This window comes from Shinella granuli, from assembly GCF_004341885.1.
GTDB lineage: Bacteria > Pseudomonadota > Alphaproteobacteria > Rhizobiales > Rhizobiaceae > Shinella > Shinella granuli.
In genome coordinates this window covers 147,563-172,761 of sequence record NZ_SLVX01000002.1, presented here as the reverse complement: position 1 = coordinate 172,761, position 25,199 = coordinate 147,563, and the positions used below count along the sequence as shown (strand labels likewise).

The window sequence follows — 25,199 nt, the reverse complement described above, 5'->3', positions numbered from 1 at the left end:
GCGCTTGATTCCGCCTCTCCGCCGCACTACGCATTCGAGCCGGCCCATCGGCAGAGGAAACGGGAACATGTCCGAGATTATCCGATCGCTCGAACGCGACTTGAACGATTTCGGCGACACGCTCCACCTTATCGGAAGCGACCGGCTGGCGAACCGGCATCCCGGCGAACATGCCGGCAATTTCGGCGCGGGCGCCATGGCCGAGCCGGCGACGCCCGAGGCGGCCGCCGCCGTGGTGCGCTGGTGCTTCGAAAACGACGTGCCCGTCGTGCCGCAGGGCGGGCGCACCGGCCTTGTCGGCGGCGGCATCAGCCGGCCGGGCGAGCTCATCCTCTCCACCGCCCGCCTCGACCGCATCGAGGCCATCGATCCCCTCGCCCGCACCGTCACGGTCGGCGCCGGCGTCACGCTGCAGGCCCTGCAGGAGGCGACGGCGGACGTCGGCCTCATTCCCGGCATCGACCTTGCCGCGCGCGGCAGCGCCACCATCGGCGGCATGATCGCCACCAATGCCGGCGGCATCCTCGCCTTCCGCAACGGCGTGATGCGCCACCAGGTGCTCGGCATCGAGGCGGTGATGCCGGACGGCAGCCTCGTCAGCGACCTGACGCGCGTGCTGAAGGTCAGCGCCGGGCCCGACATCAAGCAGTTGCTCATCGGCTCGGAAGGCGCCTACGGTTTTGTCACCCGCGCCGTGCTGAAGCTCGAAAGCTTCAACCCGATGCGCGCCACCGCGCTCGTCGGCGTGCCCGACGCCACGGCCGCCCTCGCGCTCATCGCCCATTTCCGCAGCCGGCCGGCCCTGCAGCTGGAGGGCGCCGAGCTGATGTGGCAGCGCTATCTGCGCGACAGCGCGGCGGACAAGGGCTTCGACCTCGGCTGGCTGGAGGCCGATACGCCCGCCATCCTCCTGATGGAAGTGTCCGCCGGCAGAGAGGCGGACGCCCGCGAGGCGCTGGAAGAGGGCCTCGCCGCCCTCTGGGAGGAGCACGGTCTGACCAGCGGCATCGTCGCCGCCTCGCTCGACCAGGCCCGGCGCTTCTGGGCGCTGCGCGAGGACGGCGACTTCATGTACCGGCATTTCCCGGCCGCACCGTCCTTCGACGTCTCCGTGCCGCCGGGCGCGCTCGACGGATATGTCGACGGCCTGCGGCAGCGGCTGAAGGCCGTCGATCCGGGTTTCGACGCCTATGTCTACGGCCATGTCGCGGACGGCAACCTGCATATTTCCGTCATCGGCAACGGCGTGGCCGCACCGGGCGTCAAGGAACCGATCGAGGACGCCGTCTATACCGGCGTCGCGGAGCTCGGCGGCAGCTTTTCCGCCGAGCACGGGGTGGGAACGGAGAAGCGCCGCGCCTATCTCAGCTACGGCAATGCATCGCGCCGCGCGGTGGCGCAGGCCATCAAGGCCGCGCTCGACCCGAAAAACCTCTTCAATCCGGGCAAGGTGCCCTATCGCGCCGACGCGCCCCGAACATAGGACAGACCACGATGGATCTCGGAATTGCCGGCAAACGCGCCCTCGTCCTCGCCTCCTCCCGCGGCCTCGGCAAGGGCATTGCCGAAGCGCTCGCCCGCGAGGGCGCGCATGTCCTCCTGTGCGGGCGCAGCGCCGAGACGCTTGCGGCCAATTGCGCGGCCATCAATGCGGCAGGTCCCGGCCGCGCCGACTGGGTGCAGGCCGATCTTAGCGACGAGGACGTCGTCGAGACGCTCGTGAAGGCGACGCGGGAAAAGCTCGGCGGGGTCGATATCCTCGTCAACAATTCCGGCGGGCCGACGCCCGGCTCCACCGAGGACATGAGCGAGGAAAAGCTGGCCACCTATTTCCAGTCCATGGTGCTGCGCATCATCACGCTCACCAACCGGCTGCTGCCCGTCATGAAGGAGCAGCGCTGGGGCCGCATCCTGACGGTCGCCTCCTCCGGCGTGATCGAGCCGATCCCGGGCCTGGCGCTGTCCAACACGCTGCGCCCGGCGCTGGCCGGCTGGTCGAAGACGCTGGCGAGCGAGGTCGCTGAATACGGCATCACCAGCAACATGCTCCTGCCCGGCAGCATCCTGACCGACCGGCTGAAGAGCCTCGATGCCGCCGCCGCCGAGCGCAGCGGCAGGAGCGTCGCCGAGGTGCGCGCGGCCTCGGAACGGGCGATCCCGGCCCGACGCTACGGCGCCGTGGAGGAATTCGCGGCGACCGCCGCCTTCCTGTGCAGCGCGCCGGCCAGCTACGTCACCGGCAGCCTCATCCGCTGCGACGGCGGTGCGGCGCGCTCGGTCTGAGGCGTCGGGGGCCAACCCTCGTCCGGCAGGCCATCGCACAGGGAAGGGAACCGTTGCCGTTCTCCCTCCCCCCGCGGGGAGAAGGTGGCCCGAAGGGTCTGATGAGGGGGTGGTTCGGACGGATCGTCTGCGCCTTCGCCATCCCCCTCATCCGCCTGCCGGCACCTTCTCCCCGTGGGGGAGAAGGGGATGGGGCAACGCCGAACTCCATAGGCAACAGGCCTCCCACCTCGGGGAGAAGATCAGGCTGAGGGGCAATCATACCTTCCCCCTTGCCTTCCCCGCCCGCCTGTGCCATCTGGCGCGCTCTCCCATTTCCGGGCGCGCCGACGCGCCTTTCGCGCGGGGCTTTCGCTCCGCTTCAACACATTTTCGACGATCGAAGGGGCACGGCGATGGCACGGGCACTCGGGCTTGATTTCGGCACGACGAACACGGTTCTGGCGCTTTCCGAAGGCGCCGGGGCGACACGGTCCATGACCTTCACCAGCAGCGTCGGCATCACCGACACGATGCGCACGGCGCTGTCCTTCATGAAGGATCCGGTCGTCGGCGCCCAGGCGCTGAAGGTGGAGGCCGGACAGGCGGCCATCCGCCAGTTCATCGACAATCCCGGCGACTGCCGCTTCCTGCAGTCGATCAAGACCTTTGCAGCGAGCGCCCTCTTCCAGGGCACGCTGGTCTTTGCCCGCCGCCATGCCTTCGACGACCTGATGGAGGTGTTCCTGCGCCGGCTGAAGGCCTATGCGGGCGATGGGTGGCCGGCGGACGTCTCGCGCGTCATCGCCGGCCGGCCGGTGCAGTTCGCCGGTGCCAGCCCGGACCCGGCGCTCGCGCTTGAACGCTACAACGCGGCGCTGACGCGGCTCGGCTTCCCGGAGATCCACTATGTCTACGAGCCCGTCGCGGCGGCCTACTACTTCGCCCAGACGCTGAAGAGCGACGCCACCGTGCTGGTCGCCGATTTCGGCGGCGGCACGACGGACTATTCGCTGATCCGCTTCGAGCGGCAGGCCGGCCGGCTGACGGCGCAGCCGATCGGCCATTCGGGCGTCGGTATCGCGGGCGACCACTTCGATGCCCGCATGATCGAGCGCCTCGTCGCGCCGGAGATCGGCAAGGGCAGCTTCTTCAAGAGCTTCGACAAGGTCCTGGAGGTGCCGTCCGGCTATTATGCCAACTTCGCCCGCTGGAACCAGCTCTCGATCTTCAAGACGACGCGCGAATTCGCCGACCTCAAGTCGCTGGTCCGTTCGTCGCTCGAGCCGGAAAAGCTGGAGCTCTTCATCGATCTCGTCGAGCATGACGAGGGCTATCCGCTCTATCAGGCGATCTCGGCCACCAAGATGGCGCTGTCGGCGGCGGACGAGGCGGAATTCCACTTCGCCCCGCTCGGCGCCGCCGGCCGCAGGATGGTCAGGCGCTCCGATTTCGAGGAGTGGATCGCGCCGGACCTCGCCCGCATCGAGGGCGCGCTGGACGAGGTGCTGGAGAAGACCGGCACCGCGCCCGGCGCCATCGACAAGGTGTTCCTGACCGGCGGCACCTCCTTCGTGCCGGCCGTCAGGCGCATCTTCACCCGCCGCTTCGATGCGGATCGCATCGAGAGCGGCGGCGAGCTGCTTTCGATCGCCCACGGCCTTGCGCTGATCGGCGAAAGCGACGATGTGGCGCAATGGGCGGCGTGAGGATGACGGCGGCGCTTTCCTCCGGCAGGCCGCTTCGCTAAGGTGCAGCCATGAACGCCGCGAACGACCTCAATCCCGCACAGCTCCGATCGCTCCTGCATTTCTATGCGGATGCCGGCGTCGAATGGCTGCTGGAGGAAGAGGCCGTCGACCGCATCGCCGAATTCGAGGCGATGCGCGCGGCGCGCGGCATGCAGGCGCCGCGGGAAACCGCCCCCGCCCCGCAGCAGGCCACCCGGCCGGCGCCGGCCCGGCAGGAGCAATCGCGCGCCGCGGCCCCTGCCCCGAACGTCCTGCCCAATGTCGCGATACCGGACAGCCAGGCGGTGGCGGAGGCCGAGTTCGCGGCGGGCAGCGCCCGCTCGCTGGAGGAATTGCGCACGGCCATGGAGGCCTTCAACGGCTGCAACCTGAAGACCAGCGCCCGCTGCCTCGTCTTTGCCGCGGGCAATGCGAAGCCGTCGGTCATGGTGATCGGCGCCATGCCGAATGCCGACGACGACCGCGACGGCCAGCCCTTCTCCGGCCGTCAGGGCACGATGCTCGACCGCATGCTCGCGGGCATCGGGCTCGACCGGGCCGATCTTCTGCTGAGCAATGTCGTGCCGTGGCGGCCGCCCGGCAACCGCCCGCCCTCGCAGCGCGAGGCCGATATCTGCCGGCCGTTCATCGAGCGGCAGATCGCGCTCGCCGAGCCGAATCACCTGCTGATCCTCGGCAATTTCGCCGCGCGATTCCTGCTGCGCTCCAGCGACACGATCCACCAGTTGCGGGGAGAATGGCGGGAGGTTGCGATTTCCGGCCGGACCATCCCGGCTTTTGCGACGCTTCACCCGCAGGATCTGGTGACGGCGCCCGTCAGCAAGCGTCTCGTCTGGCAGGACCTGCTTGCTTTTCGTGCAGGGCTCCGGGCCTAGCCGGCAAGACAATATCGATATTTATCAATGGCTTGATTTTGAAAGCCCGCTCGCCATCGGCAGCCAATGCCAAAAACATGCCGCAAGCATGAACAAAATGTTTCACCAGTCATGCGATTTGCACATATCTGCCGGGCAGAATGTCGCATTGCAAAATCGATGCTGCGGCGCAATATAACGATACGGGAGGACAGGATTTAAGGAATCGACCCATGACCGCCCGCTTTCGGCCCATCCATTCGAGCTTCGAGACGCTCCGCCATTGCGGTCTTCGCACCGGCCACGGCTTCGGCGGCATCGCTGCCCCGGCCAACGAGCAGCTCACCGCCTCCGGTTTCGCCCGCATCCACCGCCCCGTCCAGCTCTTCGCCGAGTTCATCCAGCGCTGAGCCGATGCCGGGCGCCCGCCGGCGCCTTCCGATGCAGACCGACCCCAGGAGCAGACCATGGCCACTCTTCGCAAGCTGATGTCCGACATCGCCGATATCCGCGCCGCCGTGAACGCCGCCCGGGAATATGCCGTGCTGGCCTCCCTGCCGCGCGACGCCGCGCAGCGCCGCGACCCGCTCAAGGCCTTCCTGCCGAACTGAGCCCGGCCGTGGCTTTGAAGCCGGCCGACGCTGTGCTATTGTCTTCATCGTGAGGAGGTGAGACGCCTTTTCCTCCGGTGGAGACCGGGCCGAAGCCCGATCCCCGTTTCTTAGCTGATCGTCAGGGTGAACCGCCAAGTCCTGAACCTGATCGTCAGCGTAAGCCGGAATTTCAAACGTCTCACCTCCTTTCGTTTTGCCGCGGCTTTTTTGCCTGGCGCCTTCTCATAGCACAACCAGGCCGCGTTTCCCGCCCGTTCTGGCGATGCAAATAGTCCTGTGCGACTTTGAAGCCGGCCGGCGCTGTGTTATTGTCCTCATCGTGAGGAGGTGAGACGCCTTTTCCTCCGGTGGAGACCGGGCCGAAGCCCGGCCCCCTATTTTATCGGCTGACTGTCAGGGTTAGGCGCCAACCAAACAGCCTGACAACAACCGAAATCCGGATTCGCAAACGTCTCACCTCCTTTCACTTCGCCGGGCATTCGCCCGACACTCACCCATACCACAACCCAACCGGGAATTCCTTCTGTTCGCCGGGGCGTTTCGGAAGTCTGATTGCTTTACGCCAGCCACTGTCGCAGTGGACAGCGCGCGGCCGTCGCAATAGAGCGACATTCCGACACCGAACGCGCCTTCCCCGGAGCCCCCATGCTGGCGAGCCTCATCTCCATTCTCAGCCTGATGCTGTCCACCCTCCTGATGATGGTCGCCTTCGGGCTGCAGAGTTATGTCGTGCCGGTGCGCGCGGTCGCGGAGGGCTGGTCGACGCAGACGATCTCGATGATCGCGACGGGCTATACGATCGGCTTCACGCTCTCCTGCATCGTCACGCCGAAATTCGTGCTGCTGGTCGGGCATGTGCGCGTCTTCGTGGCGCTGATCACGCTGCTGGCCATCGGCATCCTGCTCTGCGCCCTCGTCGTCGACTGGCGCGCCTGGATGGCGTTTCGCGCCATGTCGGGCTTTGCCATTTCCGGCAGTTACCTCATCATCGAAAGCTGGCTGAACGAACGCGTGACGAACGAGAACCGCGGCTCGATCTTCTCCGTCTACCTGATCACGACCATGGTGGGCACGATCGGCGGGCAATATCTCGTACCGCTCGGCGACCCGTCCAACACCTCGCTCTTCATTCTGTGCGGCATCATCTTCTCCGTCGCCCTGCTGCCGACGGCGCTCACCTCCTCCCCGCTGCCGGCCCCGCCGACGCAGGCGCGCTTCGATGTCGCAAAACTCTACCGGCGCTCGCCTGTCGCTGTTATCGGTGCTTTCCTTGCCGGGGCGATGTCCGGCGCCTGGCTGAACCTCGGCGGCGTGTTCACGCAGCGCAGCGGGCTTTCAACCGCCGAGGGGGCAACGCTGCTCGCCTGCGTGCTCCTCGGCAGCGCCCTTTCGCAGATCCCGATCGGCCGGGCCTCCGACCGGATGGACCGCCGCCTCGTCATGGTGGCCTGCGGTATCGTCGGCACGGTCTCGTGCCTTGCCATGGCCGCCGTCGCCGGCGGGCCGCCGGTGCTGCTCTATGTCGTCGCCGCCTTCGTCGGCTCGGTCATCTTCCCGATCTATGCGCTGAACGTCGCGCACGCCAACGACCGCGCGCAGCCCGACGAATATGTCGAGGTCTCCTCCGGCATGATGATCGTCTACGGCGTCGGCACCATTTCCGGCCCCATCATGGTCGGCCCGATCATGGACCGGTTCGGGCCGGGCGCGCTGTTCGTCGTGCTGGCGGCCTATTTCGTGCTCTACGGCGCCTATGCCGCCTGGCGCATCAGCCGGCGCGAGGAGAACGACGGCCTCGTCGTCAAGACCGATTACCAGGCGATGGCGGCGCAGCCGCTGGGCGCCGATGCCGCGGCCGCCGCGCTCCAGCCGGATGCGGCAGTGGAGGCGCGCATCGAGGATACGACGACGCCGGAATGGCGCTGATGCCTATCCCTGAAGGGTCTGGTGGCGCAGGACCGCCCGGCGCTTCAATTCGAGCTGATGCTCGCGCAGGATGACGAAGATGCCGGCGGCGACGACGACGGCCGTTCCGACGAGCATGGTCTGCGTCGGCACGTCGCCGAACACGACATAGCCGATGATGAGGCCGAGCACGATCGAGATATATTCGAACGGCGCAATGGTGGAGACGTCGGCATGGCGATAGCTCGCCGTCAGCAGAAGCTGCGCGATGCCGCCGCAGAAGCCGGCGAGCGCCATCAGGCCGAGCGACGGCCAGCCGAGCGCGGTCCAGCCGAAAGGCAGCGTGCCCAGCGAGAAGACCGAGGCGAACAGCGAGAAATAGAGCACGATGGTCGGCGTGCGCTCCGTCTGCACCAGCTTGCGCACCAGCACCATGGCAAAGGAGCCGAGCACGGCGAAGGCCAGCATGGCGAGTGCGCCCGTCGCCTCCGAGGAACCGAAGCCGCCCTCGCGGAACAACGTCAGGCGCGGCCAGCTTATGATGGCGACGCCCAGGAGCCCCACCAGCACCGCCGTCCAGCGATAGATGCCGACCTTCTCCTTGAGGACGATCGCGGCGACGACCACGGTGACGAGCGGCAGCGCATAACCGAGCGCGATCGATTCCGGCAGCGGCAGGTGCACGAGCCCGTAGAAGCCGCACCCCATCGAGAGGATGCCGACGAAGCCGCGCTTGAAATGGCCGAAGATGTCGTTGGTGCGGAAGGCGTCGCGCAGTTGGCCCTGCACGGCGAGGAAGACGATGATCGGCACCATGGCGAAGGCGGAGCGCAGGAAGGTGATCTGTCCTGCCGGAATATCCTTGCCGGCCGCCTTGATGAGCGCGGACATGCACAGGAAGATCACCACGGAAATGACCTTGAGCGAAATGCCCCGCATGGGGTTGGAGTACGGCATGTCCATGGAGAACTCGTCACGGCCGGCGGGCCGTGGCATCAGGCGTTGAGGAGAGACCGGAGAACCGATTCAGGCTGGCGGCAAGTCTATCCGGATCGGCTGGCGGATGGGATCAATTCTGGTGATGCGTCACGGATAATTTTGATCGGATCCGCGGGAGGAAACGACTGTCCCGGCAAAACACAAATTTGCAGTTTGCGAAGGCCCATGGAAATGAGATGTTAAGCCAATAAGCTTATCAATCCATGGAATTTGGGGGCAGACCGTCCGCGCCGCCCGTGACGTTGTACGAAAACGATACGGCCCGGACGGCAACGAGCAGGACATATCATGCGGACAGAGAACGGCCGGATCATTCATCTGGCAGATTATCGCCAGACCGACTTCGTTCTCGAGCGCGTCGACCTGACCTTCGAACTGGACCCGACGGAAACCAAGGTCGAGGCGCGGCTGATCTTCCACCGCCGCGAAGGCGCCGATCCCGCCGCGCCGCTGGTGCTCGACGGCGACGAACTGGTGATGACCGGCCTGCTCTTCGACCAGATGGAGATGGATGCCGCGCGCTACGACGCCACGCCCGACAGCCTGACGATCCGCGACCTGCCGGCGACGGACCCGTTCGAGATCACCATCACGACGATGATCAATCCGGAGGCCAATACCCAGCTGATGGGCCTCTACCGCACCAACGGCGTCTACTGCACCCAGTGCGAGGCGGAGGGTTTCCGCCGCATCACCTATTTCCCCGACCGGCCGGACGTGCTCGCCGTCTATACGGTCAACATCATCGCCGACAAGGCGAGCTGCCCGCTGCTGCTGTCCAACGGCAATTTCCTCGGAGGCGCCGGCTACGGCGAAGGCAAGCATTTCGCCGCCTGGTTCGATCCGCACCCGAAACCGTCCTACCTCTTCGCGCTGGTCGCCGGCGATCTCGGCGTCGTGGAGGACACGTTCACCACGATGTCCGGCCGCGAGGTGACGCTGAAGATCTATGTCGAGCACGGCAAGGAGCCCCGCGCGGCCTATGCCATGGACGCGCTGAAGCGCTCCATGAAGTGGGACGAGGAGGTGTTCGGCCGCGAATACGACCTCGACATCTTCATGATCGTCGCCGTCTCCGACTTCAACATGGGCGCCATGGAGAACAAGGGGCTCAACGTCTTCAACGACAAATACGTGCTCGCCGACCCCGAGATCGCCACCGACCAGGACTATGCGAATATCGAGGCGATCATCGCGCATGAATATTTCCACAACTGGACCGGCAACCGCGTCACCTGCCGCGACTGGTTCCAGCTCTGCCTCAAGGAAGGCCTGACGGTCTACCGCGACCACGAATTCTCCGCCGACCAGCGCTCGCGCGCCGTCAAGCGCATCGCCGAGGTGCGCCACCTGAAATCGGAGCAGTTCCCGGAGGATGCCGGGCCGCTCGCCCATCCGGTGCGCCCGACGAAGTACCGCGAGATCAACAACTTCTACACGACGACCGTCTATGAAAAGGGCTCCGAGGTGACGCGCATGATCGCGACCATCGTCGGCAAGGACGGCTTCAAGAAGGGCATGGACCTCTATTTCGAGCGGCACGACGGCGATGCCGCGACGATCGAGGATTTCGTCACATGCTTCGAGGCGGCGAACGGCGTCGACCTCACGCAGTTCTCGCTCTGGTATCACCAGGCCGGCACGCCGCTCGTCAGCGTCTCGTCGAGCTACGACCAGGCGAAGGGTGCGTTCACGCTGTCGCTGGAGCAGATGATCCCGCCGACGCCCGGCCAGGCCACGAAGGAACCGATGCACATCCCGCTGCGCTTCGGCCTCCTTTCCGCCGACGGTTCCGAGGCGCTGCCCAGCGCCGTCAGCGGCGCCGACGTGACCGGCGACGTGCTGCACCTCAGGGAGCGCCGCCAGACGGTGACCTTCTCCGGCATCGCCTCGCGCCCGGTCGTCTCGCTCAACCGCAGCTTCTCCGCGCCGATCAACCTGCATTTCGAGCAGGCGCCCGCCGACCTTGCCCATATCGCCCGCCACGACAGCGATCTCTTCGCCCGCTGGCAGGCGCTGAACGACCTCGCCCTGCCGAACCTCGTCGAGGCCGCGCGCAAGGCGCGGGCCGGTGAGACGGTCGAAACGAACCCGGTCCTCGCCGACACGCTGATCGCCATTGCCGGCGACGAGACGCTGGAGCCGGCCTTCCGCGCGCAGGCGCTGGCGCTCCCCTCCGAATCCGACATCGCCCGCGAACTCGGCAGCAACAACGACCCGGACGCCATCCGCGCCGGCCGCGAAGCCGTGCTCGCCTTCGTGGCGAACCGCGATCCCGCCGTCTTCGCCGCGCTCTTTGCGGGCCATCGCACCGGCGGCGCCTTCACGCCGGATGCGGCAAGCGCCGGCCGGCGGGCGCTGCGCAATGCCGCGCTCGCCTATCTCGCCGTCGCCGACGGCACGCCGGCCCGCGCCGCGGAGGCCTTCGCGGCGGCCGACAACATGACCGATCTCAGCGCGGCCCTCACCGTGCTCGCCCATCGCTTCCCGGACGCGCCGGAGACGGCGGCTGCGCTCGAAACCTTCCGCGCCCGCTTTGCCGACAATGCGCTGGTCATCGACAAGTGGTTCTCCATCCAGTCGACGATTCCGGGCGACGGCGCGCTGGAACGCGTCAAGGCGCTGATGGAAAGCCCGCTCTTCAACAAGGCGAACCCGAACCGCGTGCGCGCGCTCGTCGGCACCTTCGCCTTCTCGAACCCGACCGGCTTCAACCGGGCGGACGGCGCCGGCTACCGCTTCCTCGCCGAGCAGATCCTCGAGATCGACCCGAAGAACCCGCAGCTCGCCGCCCGCATCCTCACCTCCATGCGCTCCTGGCGGGCGCTGGAGGATGGCCGATCGGACCATGCGCGCAACGCGCTGCGCACGATCGCGGCGGGCGAGAAGCTGTCTTCGGACGTTTCCGACATCGTGGAGCGCATGCTGAAGGGGTGAGCGAACGGCGTCCTTCTCCGGTCGGCAGGACCGGAGAGGATGCCATCCCGCGAAGCGCCCTTCGCGCCGCCGCAACCCCAATTTCCCAACCGTAATAATTGGTTAATAGTCCGTTACCTTTTCCTCTGGACAAGCCGAATCACAATTGATTCATTAAGGCAGATTCGGGCGAGCGGCACGCCGAATCACGAGAGGGTACAAGGTTTAAGACTATGACGGACGCGCAACGAGGACGCGCAGCCGGCGGGTGGACTCACCTCAAATTTCCGGGAATGGCGGCCTGGGAAAATGAGCTGACGGGACAGGCGAAGATTTTCGCCGGGCCAGCCGCACGGCATCTGACACGGGCCGAGCCCGTGCTGAAGCGGTCGATACCGATCCTGATCATCGCCTTTCTGTTCGTGGTGGCCATTTCGCGCATGGCCGGCATCCTGGTCGAGCACGACCGGATGGAGACCGGCGTGAAGGACACGACCTCGCTGACGGCGATGGCCGTCGGGGCGGTGTTCTCCGGCCCCATGGCCGGGAGCCTTGCGAAATCCGACCGCATGGCGGTCGAGGCGGCGCTCTCCCTGCATCTGCCGCAGGACCGCATGCAGCCGGGCGGGCTGGTTCTCTTCGTCGCGGAAAAAGGCCAGGTCTTCGGCGCCTCGCTGGGCGCGGCGCGCTATGTCGGCCTGTCGCTGGCGCGGTTTGCGCCGGAGCTGGCGGCAACCCAGTATTTCGGCGATCCGGCCGGCGTCTTCCGTGCCCGCATCGGCGATGAGGACTATTACGCCTCGCTCGTGCAAATGCCCAAGAAGGGCGGATTCATCATCGTCGCCAATCCGCTCGGGCAGCTCGCGACGTTCTGGCGCGATGAGGTAGCGTTGAACGTCACGCTGTTTTCCGGCATTTCGGCCATCCTGCTCGTCATCCTCTATGCCTACTACATCCAGGCGAAGCGCGCGCGCGATGCGGATGCGATCTTCGCGGAATCGAACTTGCGCGTCGAGACGGCGCTCGCCCGCGGCCGCTGCGGCCTCTGGGATTTCGACCTCACGAGCCGACGGCTGTTCTGGTCGCGCTCCATGTATGAAATGCTCGGCATGCCGGCGCGCGACAGCGTTCTGTCCTTCGGCGATGCCGCCCGCCTGATGCATCCCGACGACGACGGCATCTACCAGGTCGCCCGGGCCGTGGCGCGCGGCGAGGCCAAGCAGGTGGACCAGGTGTTCCGCATGCGCCATGCCGAAGGGCACTATGTGTGGCTGCGCGCCCGCGCCCAGCTCATCCGCATGGCCTCCGGCCGCATGCACATGATCGGCATCGCCATGGACGTGACCGAGCAGCACCGGCTCGCCCAGCGCTACCAGGAGGCCGACCAGCGGCTGGCCGACGCCATCGAATGCACCTCCGAGGCCTTCGTGCTGTGGGACAAGAGCGACCGGCTCGTCATGTGCAATGCGCACTACCAGCAGGCCTACGGCCTTCCCGACGACGTGCTCGTTCCCGGCACGGACCGGGCGACGGTGCATGCCGCTGCGGCCCGGCCGGTCATCGAGCGGCGCATCGCGGATGCCGACGGCACCGGCGCCTCGCAGACCAGCGAGGTGCAGCTTGCCGACGAGCGCTGGCTGCAGATCAACGAGCGGCGCACCCGCGACGGCGGCCTCGTCTCCGTCGGCACCGACATCACCATGATGAAGCGCCACCAGGTGCGCCTGCGCGAATCCGAACGCCGTCTGATGGCGACGATCGGCGACCTCTCGGCCTCCCGCGCCAAGCTGGAGCGGCAGAAGGCCGAGCTTTCCCTTGCCAATGCCAATTACCAGGCGGAAAAGGACCGCGCGGAGGCGGCCAACCGGGCCAAGTCCGAATTCCTCGCCAACATGTCGCATGAGCTGCGCACGCCGCTCAACGCCATCCTGGGCTTTTCCGAAATCCTGCAGAACCAGATGTTCGGCCCGCTCGGCTCGGACAAGTACCGCGAATATTCCCGCGACATCCACGAGAGCGGCAAGCATCTCCTCAACGTCATCAGCGACATCCTCGACATGTCGAAGATCGAGGCCGGCCACATGCGCATTAGCTGCGAGACGGTCGACCTGTCGCCGCTGATCGAGGAGACGCTGCGCCTCACCATGCTGCAGGCGGAAAAGAAGCACATCGAGGTGCAGCAGGCCTGCCCGGGCAACCTGCTGACCGTCGCCGACCGCCGCGCCATGAAGCAGATCCTGCTGAACCTCCTGTCGAACGCCATGAAGTTCACCAATGCCGGGGGCACGGTGAAGGTGCGCGCGCGCAGGGTGGACGGCGCCGTCACGCTGACGATCGCCGACACCGGCATCGGCATCCCGAAATCCGCGCTGCAGAAGATCGGCCAGCCCTTCGAGCAGGTGCAGAGCCAGTACGCCAAGAGCAAGGGCGGCTCCGGCCTCGGCCTCGCCATCTCCCGCTCGCTCGCCCACCTGCACGGCGGGGCCATGCGCATCCACTCCGTCGAGGGCAAGGGCACGATCATCTCCGTGCGCATCCCCGACCGGGAACGGCTGGCGGCGCTGCACCTGGCGGCGGCCTAGGGCGACGGCGCGAGGACGCTCCTCTCTGCCAAGCCGTCCCTTGACCGCAGAACCATCGCCTATGGAAGGAAACCGTCGCCCCATCCCCTTCTCCCCCGCGGGGAGAAGGGAAGAGTGGCACCGTCGAACTCCATAGACGATTGCCCCGTCCTTGTGGCGGAAATGCCGGGCAGGGCAGAGGGAGGTAGCGCTTACCCTTTCACCACCCCCTGAAAGATCTTCCGCACCGCCTTGGAGACACGCCGTATCTCCGCCTCCAGCGTGCGCACGTCCGGGCAGTCGCCGGCGCGGCAGACGAGGTCGAGGAGACCGGCGGGCGCCTCCTTCGGGTCGAAGCCGCCATCGACGCTGAGGCGCACGATCTGGGAGATCTCCGTATAGAGGGTGAGCGCCCGCTGCACCGTGTCGAGATCGTTCGGGTCCATCATGCTCTGTCCGAGCAGGGCCAGCGCATCGCCCGTCGGCAGCGCCTTTTCCGGCTGCGCGGCGCCCCGCGCGGGTGCCACCAGCGCGAGGAACTGGGCGATGAACTCGATGTCGATCAGCCCGCCGGCAATCAGCTTCAGGTCCCAGATGTCCTTCGGCGGCTTTTCCTGGTCAATCAGCGTCCGCATCTCGACCACGTCCCTGGCGATCTTGCCCGCATCGCGCGCGCGGGCGAGCACCGCGCGGAAAATCTCCTCCGCCTGCCGCATCAGGCTCTCGTCGCCGCAGAGCACGCGGGCGCGGGTCAGCGCCATGTGCTCCCAGGTCCAGGCCTCCTCCGCCTGGTACTTGGCGAAGGCGGTGATGCGGGTGGCGACCGGCCCCTTGTTGCCGGAAGGGCGAAGCCGCATGTCGACCTCGTAGAGCACGCCTTCGGCCGTCGGGGCGGAGAGCGCCGCGATCAGGCGCTGCGTGATGCGGGTGAAATACCTGACGTTGTCGAGCGGCTTGGCGCCGTCCGATTCGAAGGCGTCGCCGTCGTGGTCGTAGAGCAGGATGAGGTCGATGTCCGAGCCCGCCGTCAGCTCGAAACTGCCGAGCTTGCCCATGCCGACCAGCGCGATGCGCCCGCCGGGAAACCTGCCATGTGCCGCCTCGACCTCCTCCAGCACCGCCTTGAAGGCTGCCTGGACGATGAGATCGGCGACATGGGTGAAGGCGCGGGCGGCCTGCTTTCCGGTGATCGCGCCGGTCAGAAGACGGATGCCGATGAGGAAGCGCTGTTCGGCGGCGATGATGCGCAGGCGATCGAGGATCTCCTCGTAATGCCGCGCGCCGGAGACGAAGCCGTCGATGCGCTCGGAGAGATAGGCGCGGGTCGGCAGTTCGGCGAGAAGCCCCGGATCGAGCATGCCGTCGAAGACATGGGGCTTTGCCGCGATCACCTCGGCAAGGCGCGGCGCCGACGACATGATGTTGACGATGAGGGAGAGCAGCGCCGGATTGTTGCCGAGCAGCGAGAAGAGCTGGATGCCCGCCGGCAGGCCGGAGATGAAATTGTCGAAGCGCAGCAGCGCTTCGTCCGCCCGCTTGCTCTCGCCGAAGACGCGCAGCAGCTCCGGCGTCAGCTCCGTCAGCCGCTCGCGCGCCTCGACGGACTGCGTGGCGCGGTAGCGGCCGTAGTGCCAGGTGCGGATGGTGCGGGAAATGTCGGCGGGGCGCTCGAAGCCGAGGCGCTTCAGCGTCTCCAGCGTGTCCGGATCGTCCTTCTGGCCGGTGAAGACGAGATTGCCGGTCTCCGAGGAGAGCTTCGCCTCCTGCTCGAAGAGCGCCGCATAGCGCCGCTCCACGGTCTTCAGCACCTCGACCAGTCGGGCGGAAAAGGCCGCCGTGTCCGCAAAACCCAGCATATAGGCGATGCGCTTCAGTTCGGCCTCGGTTTCCGGCAGCACATGGGTCTGCTCGTCGCGCACCATCTGGATGCGATGCTCGACATCGCGCAGGAACCAGTAGGCCTGCGTCAGTTCCTCGGCCGTCGCCGCGTCGATCCAGCTCGCCCTGGCGAGTTCCGCCAGCATCGGCTCGGTGGCGCGCAGGCGCAGCGCCGGAACGCGTCCGCCGGCGATGAGCTGCTGGGTCTGCACGAAGAACTCGATCTCGCGAATGCCGCCGCGGCCGAGCTTGACATTGTGGCCCTTCACCGCGATCTCGCCATGGCCCTTGTGCACATGGATCTGCCGCTTGATCGAATGGATGTCGGCGATGGCCGCATAGTCGAGATACTTGCGGAAGACGAAGGGCGTGAGGTCCTTGAGGAAGGCTTCGCCGGCCCTGAGGTCGCCGGCAACGGGCTTTGCTTTGATGAAGGCGGCGCGCTCCCAGTTCTGTCCCCTGCCCTCGTAATAGAGCATCGCCGAATCGACCGAGATGGCGAGCGGCGTCGCGCCGGGGTCGGGCCGCAGGCGCAGGTCCGTGCGGAAGACGTAGCCGTCCGCCGTGCGCTCCTGCATGATGCGGATCAGCCGGCGGACAAGGCGGGAAAAGGTCTCGACGGCCTCGCTCGGATCGACGGCGATGCCGGCCATCGGGTCGAAGAAGACGACGAGGTCGATATCGGAGGAGTAATTCAACTCCGCCGCGCCCAGCTTGCCCATGCCGAGCACGATGAGGCCGGAGCCCTCGCTCGGGCGCGCGGGGTCGGGCAGTTTCAGCTTGCCGCTCCCATGCGCCGATAAAAGCAGGTGGTCGATGGCGGCGGAGGTGGTCGCCTCGGCAAGATCCGTCAACAATGCCGTGGTGCGCCGCGCGTCAAAGATGCGGGCAAGGTCGGCAAGGGCGGTGAAGAAGGCGACCTCGCGCTTGGCGCGGCGCAGCCGGGTCATCAGCACGGCCTCCGTCACCTCGCCGTCCTCCGCCCGCCAGGCCTTGCGGGCGCCGTCGATGGCGGCCTGCACGGCGGGAAGGATCGGCTCTTCGAGCGCGCGGGCGAGCAGGCCGGGATCGATGCGGGCCGTGTCGCGCAGATAGGGCGAGAGCGACAGGGTCGCGACGATGAAATCCTTGAGCGGCCCCTCCTCGCCGATAAGCCGGGCGATGGCGGCGTGGTCCCTGCCCCAGTCCTTGAGGTCGGACAGGACCGACTTGACCTCGGTCTGGCTGAGAGCCCGCACGGGGCTCGCCGAAAGATCGGAAAACCGCGTCGTTTCCGCTGCGCTCATGATGCCTCCTCACCACATCCGGCCGATGAAAGGCCGGCGCGAAAAGGTGTATCAGTCCGCGGCGACGGGGAAAACCATCCTGACCGTCAGCCCCCGATTGTTTTCCCGCTCCGGATGGGTCGCATCGAGCTCCAGGCGACCATGGTGCATTTCCATGACGGCGCCGGCCAGCGAAAGGCCGAGGCCCGTGCCGGGCTTGGAACGGCTGGCATCGAGCCGCACGAAGCGCTTCACCACATCCTCGCGCTTGTCGTCGGGCACGCCCGGGCCGCTGTCGGCGACCGAGAGCACGACATCGCCCTGCCGCCGTTGCAGGGAAATGCGGATCTCCGGCTCGCCGCCGCTGCCCTCGGCATATTTGATGGCATTGTCGATGAGGTTGCCGAGCGCCTGGCCGACGAGCTCGCGGTTGCCCTTGACCTCGACGCCGTCGGCAATGTCGGTCACCAGCTTGAGGCCGCTGTCCTCGGCCACCGGCTCATAGAGCTCGGCGCCGTCCTGGGCGATGCCGCTGATGTCGATCGCGCTCATCTCGGCCGGTGCCTGCCCCGCCTCGACGCGGGAAATCATCAGGAGCGCGTTGAAGGTGCGGATGAGCTGGTCGGATTCCCCGATCATCTCCTCCAGCGCCGTGCGGTAGTCGGCCCGGTCGCCGCCGGAAAGCGCCGCCTCCGCCTTGTTGCGCAGCCGGGTGAGCGGCGTCTTCAGGTCATGCGCGATATTGTCGGAGACCTGCTTCAGGCCCTCGTCGAGCTTCTCGATGCGGCCGAGCATGGTGTTGAGCGATTCCGACAGCCGGTCGAACTCGTCGCCCGAACCGCTGGTCGGCAGGCGCTGCGAGAGGTCGCCCGCCATGATGCGCTGGCTGGCGCCGGACATGCGGTCCATGCGCTTCAGCGCATTGCGCCCGATCAGATACCAGATGGCGAGCGCCCCGAAGCCCATGACGCCGAGCGCCACCATCAGCGCCTGGCGCACCAGATAACGGAAATTCTCGGGCTCGCCGAGATCGCGGCCGACGAGCACGCGCAGGCCGTTGGTGAGCACGATGACCTGCGCATAGGCCATCGGGCGGTTGTTGCCGCGGGCCTCCTCCTGATAGCGCTGGTAGCGGAATGGCGTCTCCGTCCAGCCTTCGGTGTCGAGCACGCCCGGCTGCAGCGACGCCACGTTGCCGGCCAGCACCTCGCCCGTCGGGCTTGCGATGATGTAGAGATTGGCGCCCGGCTGGCGCGAGCGCCGTTCCAGCGTGCGCAGGAGGCCGTTCATGCCGTTGCCTTCGAAGACGCGCTCGATCTGCTCGACCTCCTGCGCCACCGCCTCGCGCATCTGCTGGCGCAGCAGCCGTTCCGACATGGAGGAGACGTAGAAGACGAGGAAGGCCGCGCACAGGGCGAACAGCAGCAGATAGACGGCGGAAAGCCGCACCGCGGTCGTGCGATAGAGGGCGGTCAGCCTGCCGAGCATTCGATGCATGGGGTCAGCCCGCCGCCTCGTCCTTCATCATGTATCCCGCGCCGCGCACCGTGCGCAGCAGCGGCTGGTCGAAGTCCTTCTCGATCTTCGAGCGCAGCCGCGAAACATGGACGTCGATGACATTGGTCTGCGGGTCGAAATGATAGTCCCAGACATTCTCCAGCAGCATGGTGCGCGTCACCACCTGGCCGGCATTCTTCATCAGGTATTCGAGCAGGCGGAACTCGCGCGGCTGGAGCAGGATCTCCTTGCCGGCGCGCTTGACCGTGTGCGACAGCCGGTCGAGCTCTAGGTCGCCGACACGGTAGACCATGTCCTGCTCCGGCGTGCCCTTGCGCCGCCCGAGCACCTCCACCCGCGCCAGCAGCTCGCTGAAGGCATAGGGTTTCGGCAGGTAGTCGTCGCCGCCGGCGCGAAGCCCCGTCACCCGGTCGTCGACCTGGCCGAGTGCGGAGAGGATGAGCACGGGGGTGTGGATGTTGCGGCGGCGCAGCTCCGAGATCAGCGACAGGCCGTCGCGACGCGGCAGCATGCGGTCGATGACCAGGACGTCGTAGCTGTTCTCGGTGGCGAGGAAGAGCCCGCTTTCGCCGTCGCTCGCATGGTCGAGCACGATGCCCGCCTCGCGAAAGGCCTTCGAGAGATAGGCAGCCGCCTCCAGATCGTCTTCCACAATCAATATCTTCATCGTGCGGACCTTACAGCATGTTCGGCGGGACTTGGCCAGAGTGCCGTGTCCCGATATGGCAGCGCCGCGAAACCTTGCGATTTCGCGGCGCCGAAAAGCGGATTACGGAGCCGCTCAGCCCTGGTCGATCGGCAGGGCCAGGAAGCGGCTGCCGTCATTGGTCTCGATCTGGAACAGCGCCTTGGAGCGGCCGTCCTTGCGGGCATTGTTGATGACCTTCACCACGTCGTCGGCGGACTTGACCGCCTGGTTGTTGACCGAGGTGATGCGGTCGCCCTGCTTCAGGCCGCGGTCGCTGGCGTCGGAGTCCGGATCGACGGAGGAGACCGTCAGACCGTCGTCGCCCGGCGTGACCGAGATGCCGAGATCGGCAAGCGCCTGCTCGCTGGCAGGGGTTTCCGGTTCCACCTCCTCGGTGCCGGCCGCGGCCTGGATCTGCTCGCCGGCAAGCGTGCCGATCTCGACGCGGATCGTCTCGGACTTGCCGTCACGCCAGACCGAAAGCTCCACCGTCTTGCCGGGCGCGATATCGGCCACGCGGCGGGCAAGGTCACGCGGATTCTTGATCGGCTCGCCATCGAGCGCCGTGATCACGTCGCCCTTCTTGATGCCGGCCTTGGCACCGGGCGAATCGGCCTGCGGTTCGACGACGAGGGCACCGGCGGCGTCCGCAAGGCCGAGCGAATCGGCGATGTCGCGGCTCACCGGCTGGATCTGCACGCCGAGCCAGCCGCGGTCGACCTTGCCGTCCTTCATCAGGTCGGCGACGACGCCCTTGGCGACGGAAGCGGGAATCGCGAAGGCGATGCCGACATTGCCGCCCGACGGCGAGAAGATCGCGGTGTTGATGCCGACGACCTGGCCGTTGAGGTTGAAGGTCGGGCCGCCGGAATTGCCGCGGTTCACGGCGGCGTCCACCTGCAGGTAGTCGTCATAGGGGCCGGAGCCGATGTCGCGGCCACGGGCCGAGATGATGCCGGCCGTCACCGTGCCGCCGAGGCCGAACGGGTTGCCGACGGCCACGACCCAGTCGCCGACGCGGATCTGGCTGTCATCGGCGAAGCTCACATAGGTGAACTTGCGCTTGTCCTTCTCCTCGACCTTCAGCACGGCGAGGTCCGTGCGGCTGTCCTTGCCGACGAGCTTGGCGTCGAGCTCGGTGCCGTCGTTCATCACGACCGTGAAGGCACTGCCGTCATTGACGACGTGGTTGTTGGTGACGATGTAGCCGTCTTCCGAGATGAAGAAGCCGGAGCCCTGCGAGGTCGGGCGCAGATGCGGCTTGCGGTCACGGCCGCGGCGGTCGCCGCGATCACCGAAGCGGCGATCCGGCCCGCGGTCGCCCCGGAACTGGTCGGGGCCGCCGAACTCACGGAAGAAGCGCTTCAGCGGATGATCGTCGGGAAGCTCGTCGAAGCCGCGGCCGCCGAAATTGAAGCTGAAATTGCTCTCGTCATTGGCCGGCTTGACATCGGACTGGACGCGAACGGAAACGACGGCCGGCGAGACGGCCTCCACGACGTCGGCGAAGCTCGCGACCTGCGGGCCCTGCACCGACACGGCTTCTGCAAAACTCTCGGTGACACGCGCGGGAATGCCGGTCGCAAGCATGACGGCCGCAAGCCCGGCGACGGTGGTCGTCTTCAGGACGGTCTTGAGGCCCGGACGGAATGCTGAAATCTTGGACATTCTTTGCACCTTTTCTCTCACTTCATGGCTGCGTGCGGCAGCCGATGAGCAAGAGATAGGCGCGTGCACATTACAGCGCACTATCCGCGGCATGAATTTTTGGTAATGTTGGGAAGGAAGGCAGTAGGCAGTAGGCAGTAGGCAGTAGGCAGTAGGCAGTAGAAATATCTTCTTCCCTACTGCCTACTGCCTACTGCCTAATTCCTCACTCCAGAGCCTTTTCCAGCTCGGCCTTCTCCGCCTCCGAAAGCGGCGTTCCCGTCGGCTTGCCGCCGCGCTTGCGCACGAAGAGCACCATCGCCGCCGCGCCCGCGAGGAAGAGCACGATCGGCGCGCCCCACAGGAGCAGCGTCTCGCCGCGCAGGCGCGGGTTCAGCAGCACGAATTCGCCGTAGCGCGAGACGACATAGTCGATGACCGCCTCGTCGCTGTCGCCGTTCTTCAGCCGCTCGCGCACGAGAAGCCTGAGGTCGCGGGCAAGCTCGGCATTGGAATCGTCGATCGACTGGTTCTGGCAGACCATGCAGCGTAGCTGGGCCGACAACGCCCGCGCCCGCGCCTCCAGCGCCGGATCGGCCAGCACCTCGTCCGGATTGACCGCGAAGGCCGGAAAAGCGGCAATCAGGAAGGCCGAGGCGAGGAGCAGGCGGCGCATCATTCCGCCGCCTCCAGCGCGGGCTTGACCTTGCGCAGCTTCTGCGGCGCCCCGACGCGCAGCCGCCGGTCGCACAGCGACACGATGCCGCCCGCCATCATGATCAGCGTGCCGATCCAGATACAGAGGATCATCGGCTTCCACCAGACGCGCACGACGATGCCGCCGTCGGCCATCGCATCGCCGAGCGAGACGTAGAGCTGGCTGAGCCCGAAGGTGCGGATGCCCGCCTCCGTCGTCGGCATGCGGCGGGCGGAATAGAGCCGCTTGGAGGACCAGACGTCGGTGACGATCACGCCGCCCCGCGCCACCGTGAAATGGCCGGATTCCTCGGAATAGTTCGGCCCCTGCCCGCGGCGCATGCCGTCGAAGGTCAGCGTGTAGCCGCCGGCCTCCACCTGCATGCCGGGCTTCATCTCGACGACATGCTCGGTCTCGAACGCCGTCACCGCGATGACGCCGATGACCGTCACGCCGATGCCGATATGGGCGAGCGCCGTGCCGAAGGCCGAGCCCGGCAGGCCGATGAAGCGGCGGACGGCGACAGTGCGCGCCACCTTGCCGATGCCGGCGCGCAGCCACAGGTCGGTGATCGCGCCTGCGATCATGTAGAAGCCGATGGCAAGGCCGAAATAGGCGAGCACCGGCCCGCCGTTCTGGATGTAGAGAACCACCGCCGCGAAGACGAGGCCGATGCCCGCCGCCGCAAAAAGGCGCTGGCCGGCGGCGAGCACGTCGCCCCGCTTCCAGGCGAGCAGCGGGCCGAACGGCACCGCCAGCAGCAGCGGCAGCATCAAGAGGCCGAAGGTGAGGTTGAAGAAGGGCGGGCCGACGGAGATCTTCTCGCCCGTCAGCGCTTCCAGCACCAGCGGATAGAGCGTGCCGGTCAGCACCGTGGCGGCCGCCGTCGTCAGGATCAGATTGTTGAGGACGAGCGCGCCCTCGCGCGAGATCGGCGCGAAAAGCCCGCCGGCCTTCAGCGTCGCCGCCCGGAAGGCGAAGAGCGACAGCGCGCCGCCGATGAAGAAGACCAGGATGGCGAGGATGAAGACGCCGCGCGTCGGATCGGTGGCAAACGCATGCACCGAGGTGAGCACGCCGGAGCGCACCAGGAAGGTGCCGAGCAGCGACATGGAGAAGGTGAGGATCGCGAGCAGCACCGTCCAGATCTTCAGCGCCTCGCGCTTTTCCATGACGAGCGCCGAATGCAGGAGCGCCGTGCCGGCGAGCCAGGGAATGAAGGAGGCGTTCTCCACCGGGTCCCAGAACCACCAGCCGCCCCAGCCGAGTTCGTAATAGGCCCAGTAGGAGCCCATGGCGATGCCGGCGGTGAGGAAGCTCCAGGCCGCCAGCGTCCACGGCCGCACCCAGCGCGCCCAGGCCGCATCGATCCGCCCGTCGATCAGCGCCGCGATGGCGAAGGAGAAGCTGACGGAGAAGCCGACATAACCGAGATAGAGCAGCGGCGGATGGATGGCGAGGCCGATGTCCTGCAGAACGGGATTGAGGTCCTGCCCCTCGGCCGGCGCCGGCTGGAGCCGCAGGAACGGATTGGAGGTGAGCAGGATGAAGAGCGCGAAGGCGGTGGAGATGAAGCCCTGCACGGCCAGCACGTTGGCGCGCAGCCGCTCCGGCAGGTTGGCGCCGAAGGTGGCGACGAGCGCGCTGAAGAAGACGAGGATGAGGAGCCAGAGCAGCATCGAGCCCTCATGGTTCCCCCAGACCCCGGTGATCTTGTAGATCATCGGCTTCAGCGAATGCGAGTTCTCCCAGACATTGCCGACCGAGAAATCGGAGACGACATAGGCGAAGGTCAGCACCGAGAAGGAGAAGAGCACGAGCAGGAAACCGGCCAGCGCCGCGGCCGGCGCCACGGCCATCAGCGTGCGGTCGCCCCGGATCGTGCCGACCAGCGGCAGGATCGACTGGACGATGACGGTCGCCAGCGCGAGGATGAGGGCATAGTGTCCGAGCTCGATGATCATTTGATCGTTTCCTTGCCGGAAAGTTCGACGCCCTGCGCCTTCAGGCGATCCGCGACGTCCTTGGGCATGTAGGTCTCGTCATGCTTGGCGAGCACCGTGTCGGCCAGGAACAGCCCGTCCGTGCCGAAGGCGCCTTCCGCCACCACGCCCTGCCCCTCGCGGAAGAGGTCGGGCAGGATGCCGGTATAGGTCACCGGCACCGTCGCAAGCGTGTCCGTCACCGTGAAGGTGATGGTGGAGCCCTCGCCGCGCTTGACCGTGCCGGCCTCCACGAGCCCGCCGAGGCGGATGCGCGTTCCCGGCGGCACATTGGCCTTGGTAAGATCGCCCGGCACGTAGAAATAGGCGATCGACTGGCTGAAGGCGAACATGACGAGCAGCACCGCCGCCACCAGGAAGGCAATGCCGCCGCCGATCACTGCCAGACGTTTCTGCTTGCGTGTCATGGTCCGCTGCCCTCAGCCGAAATCGATAGGTCCCGGGCAAGCGCCAGAAGCTGTTTGCCGTTGTCGCTGTCCGCCGGGAAGGTCTTCAGCGCCGTCTGTAGCGCAGCTTCTGCCTTCGGCCTTTGATCCAGCACAACATAGGAACGGATGATGCGCATCCATCCTTCGATATTATCAGGGTTTTCCTCAAGCTTCGCCGCAAGGCTCTCGACCATGCCGGATATCATCTGCTGGCGGTCGCCCGCCGACATGTCCTGGGCGGCCGCCATGTCCTCCGCCGTCGGATTGCCGAGCGTACCGGCGACCTCACCACCCTGCCCCTCGGCAAGCCCGGCAATATGCCGGTTGACGAGCGGCAGCCAGGGCGCATCGGCCGGCGCTTGCTTCGCCAGGGCCTCGAAGGCCGCGCGCGCCTCGGCGCGCTTGCCCTCCTGCTCCAGCGCCAGCGCCAGGTAGTATTCGGCGCGCGGATTGTCCGCCTTCAGCGTCAGCGACTGTTCCAGCCGGGCGCGCGCCTCGGCGGTCACGATGCCGTTCGACTGGGCGATCAGCGTTTCCGCATAGCCGTCCAGCCGTTCCGGCGTCGGCCCGAGCAGGCGGATCGCCTGGGAGAAGGCGTTCGCCGCATCCTCCACCCGGCCGCTGCGATAGTAGATCGGCGCCAGGAGGTCCCAACCCGCGCCGTCGTCCGGATTGCGCGCGAGATGGTTCTCCGCCTTGGCGATGAGGATGGAGATGTCGTTGCCGGGATTGGCAAGGCGCTCTGCGAGCGGCTGGGCCGGAAGATCCGGCCGGCCGGTCGCCACGTAAAGACAGAGGCCGATGGTGGGCAGCAGCACGATCACGAAGACCTGCGCCAGCCGGTTGCGGCGCCCGGCCGGGCTCGCCCCGCCCTTCGCCTCGGCCTTGCTGGCCGCGATCAGCCGGCGTGCGACCTCCGCCCGGGCAAGCTCGGCCTCGTTCGCGCCGATGAGGCCGCTCGCCTCGTCGCGCTTCAACTCTTCGAGCTGGTCGCGGTAGACCTCGACGTCGTGACCGGCGTCATCCGCCGCCGCCGCAGGGCGGCGCAGCAGGGGAAGAAGCAGAACGGCGGCCACGGCGGCCGTCAGGATGGCGACGAGAATCCAGAAAAACATGACCGTTCAAATACTGGAACGCGCGAACGTTTCCAATTCCCCAGGGAACGATGACGTGAATTTGAGGCGTTTCGCCGCAACCGTCGACGACCAGGCTT

General features: G+C 66.8%; 18 protein-coding genes. 9 read left to right on the top strand and 9 right to left on the bottom strand.

The window, feature by feature from the left end; translation table 11 throughout:
* Positions 1 to 67 precede the first annotated feature (67 nt).
* From EV665_RS04015 to EV665_RS03995, 7 genes are all read left to right on the top strand, one after another.
* Complete coding sequence (locus EV665_RS04015) at positions 68 to 1,483, top strand: FAD-binding oxidoreductase (RefSeq protein WP_133033179.1); 1,416 nt, start codon at positions 68 to 70, stop codon at positions 1,481 to 1,483.
* A gap of 11 nt (positions 1,484 to 1,494) precedes the next feature.
* Complete coding sequence (locus EV665_RS04010; protein WP_064329532.1) at positions 1,495 to 2,283, top strand: SDR family oxidoreductase; 789 nt, start codon at positions 1,495 to 1,497, stop codon at positions 2,281 to 2,283.
* Positions 2,284 to 2,678: 395 nt separating this feature from the next.
* Positions 2,679 to 3,971 (top strand): Hsp70 family protein, encoded by a 1,293-nt coding sequence (locus EV665_RS04005; RefSeq protein ID WP_133033178.1) that lies wholly within the window; start codon positions 2,679 to 2,681, stop codon positions 3,969 to 3,971.
* A 50-nt stretch (positions 3,972 to 4,021) separates the two neighbouring features.
* Positions 4,022 to 4,888, top strand: coding sequence for a uracil-DNA glycosylase (locus EV665_RS04000; protein ID WP_133033177.1), 867 nt, complete (start codon positions 4,022 to 4,024; stop codon positions 4,886 to 4,888).
* 212 nt (positions 4,889 to 5,100) lie between these two features.
* Positions 5,101 to 5,277 (top strand): hypothetical protein, encoded by a 177-nt coding sequence (locus tag EV665_RS32215; RefSeq protein WP_162852966.1) that lies wholly within the window; start codon positions 5,101 to 5,103, stop codon positions 5,275 to 5,277.
* A 57-nt stretch (positions 5,278 to 5,334) separates the two neighbouring features.
* Entirely contained in the window at positions 5,335 to 5,478 is a 144-nt protein-coding gene (locus EV665_RS32210) for a hypothetical protein (protein WP_162852965.1), read from the top strand.
* Between the two features lie 648 nt (positions 5,479 to 6,126).
* A complete protein-coding gene (locus EV665_RS03995) occupies positions 6,127 to 7,407 on the top strand; it encodes an MFS transporter (RefSeq protein WP_064329529.1) in 1,281 nt (426 codons plus the stop codon).
* Between the two features lie 3 nt (positions 7,408 to 7,410).
* Here EV665_RS03995 and EV665_RS03990 read toward each other — a convergent pair whose 3' ends face one another.
* The gene (locus EV665_RS03990) at positions 7,411 to 8,349 is read right to left on the bottom strand and encodes a DMT family transporter (protein WP_064329528.1); all 939 of its coding nucleotides are present in this window, start codon (positions 8,347 to 8,349) and stop codon (positions 7,411 to 7,413) included.
* Positions 8,350 to 8,673: 324 nt separating this feature from the next.
* Here EV665_RS03990 and pepN point away from each other — a divergent pair, with 324 nt between their 5' ends.
* Together pepN and EV665_RS03980 are read left to right on the top strand one after the other, a co-directional pair.
* A complete protein-coding gene (pepN, locus tag EV665_RS03985; protein ID WP_133033176.1) occupies positions 8,674 to 11,322 on the top strand; it encodes an aminopeptidase N in 2,649 nt (882 codons plus the stop codon).
* A 212-nt stretch (positions 11,323 to 11,534) separates the two neighbouring features.
* Complete coding sequence (locus tag EV665_RS03980) at positions 11,535 to 13,883, top strand: PAS domain-containing sensor histidine kinase (protein ID WP_133033175.1); 2,349 nt, start codon at positions 11,535 to 11,537, stop codon at positions 13,881 to 13,883.
* 191 nt (positions 13,884 to 14,074) lie between these two features.
* On the opposite strand, the gene EV665_RS03975 is transcribed toward EV665_RS03980, so the two are convergent.
* The 8 genes from EV665_RS03975 to ccmI all read right to left on the bottom strand — a co-directional run bounded on the left by EV665_RS03975 (position 14,075) and on the right by ccmI (position 25,101).
* On the bottom strand, positions 14,075 to 17,026 hold the full coding sequence (locus tag EV665_RS03975) for a bifunctional [glutamine synthetase] adenylyltransferase/[glutamine synthetase]-adenylyl-L-tyrosine phosphorylase (RefSeq protein ID WP_133033174.1): 2,952 nt from the start codon (positions 17,024 to 17,026) through the stop codon (positions 14,075 to 14,077).
* Between the two features lie 51 nt (positions 17,027 to 17,077).
* A complete protein-coding gene (locus EV665_RS03970) occupies positions 17,078 to 18,493 on the bottom strand; it encodes a sensor histidine kinase (protein ID WP_133033425.1) in 1,416 nt (471 codons plus the stop codon).
* Between the two features lie 13 nt (positions 18,494 to 18,506).
* A complete protein-coding gene (locus EV665_RS03965; protein ID WP_064329523.1) occupies positions 18,507 to 19,190 on the bottom strand; it encodes a response regulator transcription factor in 684 nt (227 codons plus the stop codon).
* A 114-nt stretch (positions 19,191 to 19,304) separates the two neighbouring features.
* Positions 19,305 to 20,879, bottom strand: a complete 1,575-nt coding sequence (locus EV665_RS03960; RefSeq protein WP_133033173.1) for a Do family serine endopeptidase — start codon at positions 20,877 to 20,879, stop codon at positions 19,305 to 19,307.
* 205 nt (positions 20,880 to 21,084) lie between these two features.
* Positions 21,085 to 21,537 carry a cytochrome c-type biogenesis protein gene (locus EV665_RS03955; RefSeq protein WP_064329521.1) on the bottom strand — a complete coding sequence of 151 codons (453 nt, stop codon included), beginning with the start codon at positions 21,535 to 21,537 and terminating at the stop codon, positions 21,085 to 21,087.
* Positions 21,534 to 23,519 carry a heme lyase CcmF/NrfE family subunit gene (locus EV665_RS03950; RefSeq protein WP_133033172.1) on the bottom strand — a complete coding sequence of 662 codons (1,986 nt, stop codon included), beginning with the start codon at positions 23,517 to 23,519 and terminating at the stop codon, positions 21,534 to 21,536. The genes EV665_RS03955 and EV665_RS03950 overlap by 4 nt, the downstream gene beginning before the upstream one ends.
* The gene (gene ccmE, locus EV665_RS03945) at positions 23,516 to 23,965 is read right to left on the bottom strand and encodes a cytochrome c maturation protein CcmE (protein WP_064329519.1); all 450 of its coding nucleotides are present in this window, start codon (positions 23,963 to 23,965) and stop codon (positions 23,516 to 23,518) included. The genes EV665_RS03950 and ccmE overlap by 4 nt, the downstream gene beginning before the upstream one ends.
* A complete protein-coding gene (gene ccmI, locus EV665_RS03940) occupies positions 23,962 to 25,101 on the bottom strand; it encodes a c-type cytochrome biogenesis protein CcmI (RefSeq protein ID WP_133033171.1) in 1,140 nt (379 codons plus the stop codon). Before ccmI ends, ccmE begins: the two co-directional genes overlap by 4 nt.
* Positions 25,102 to 25,199 lie beyond the last annotated feature (98 nt).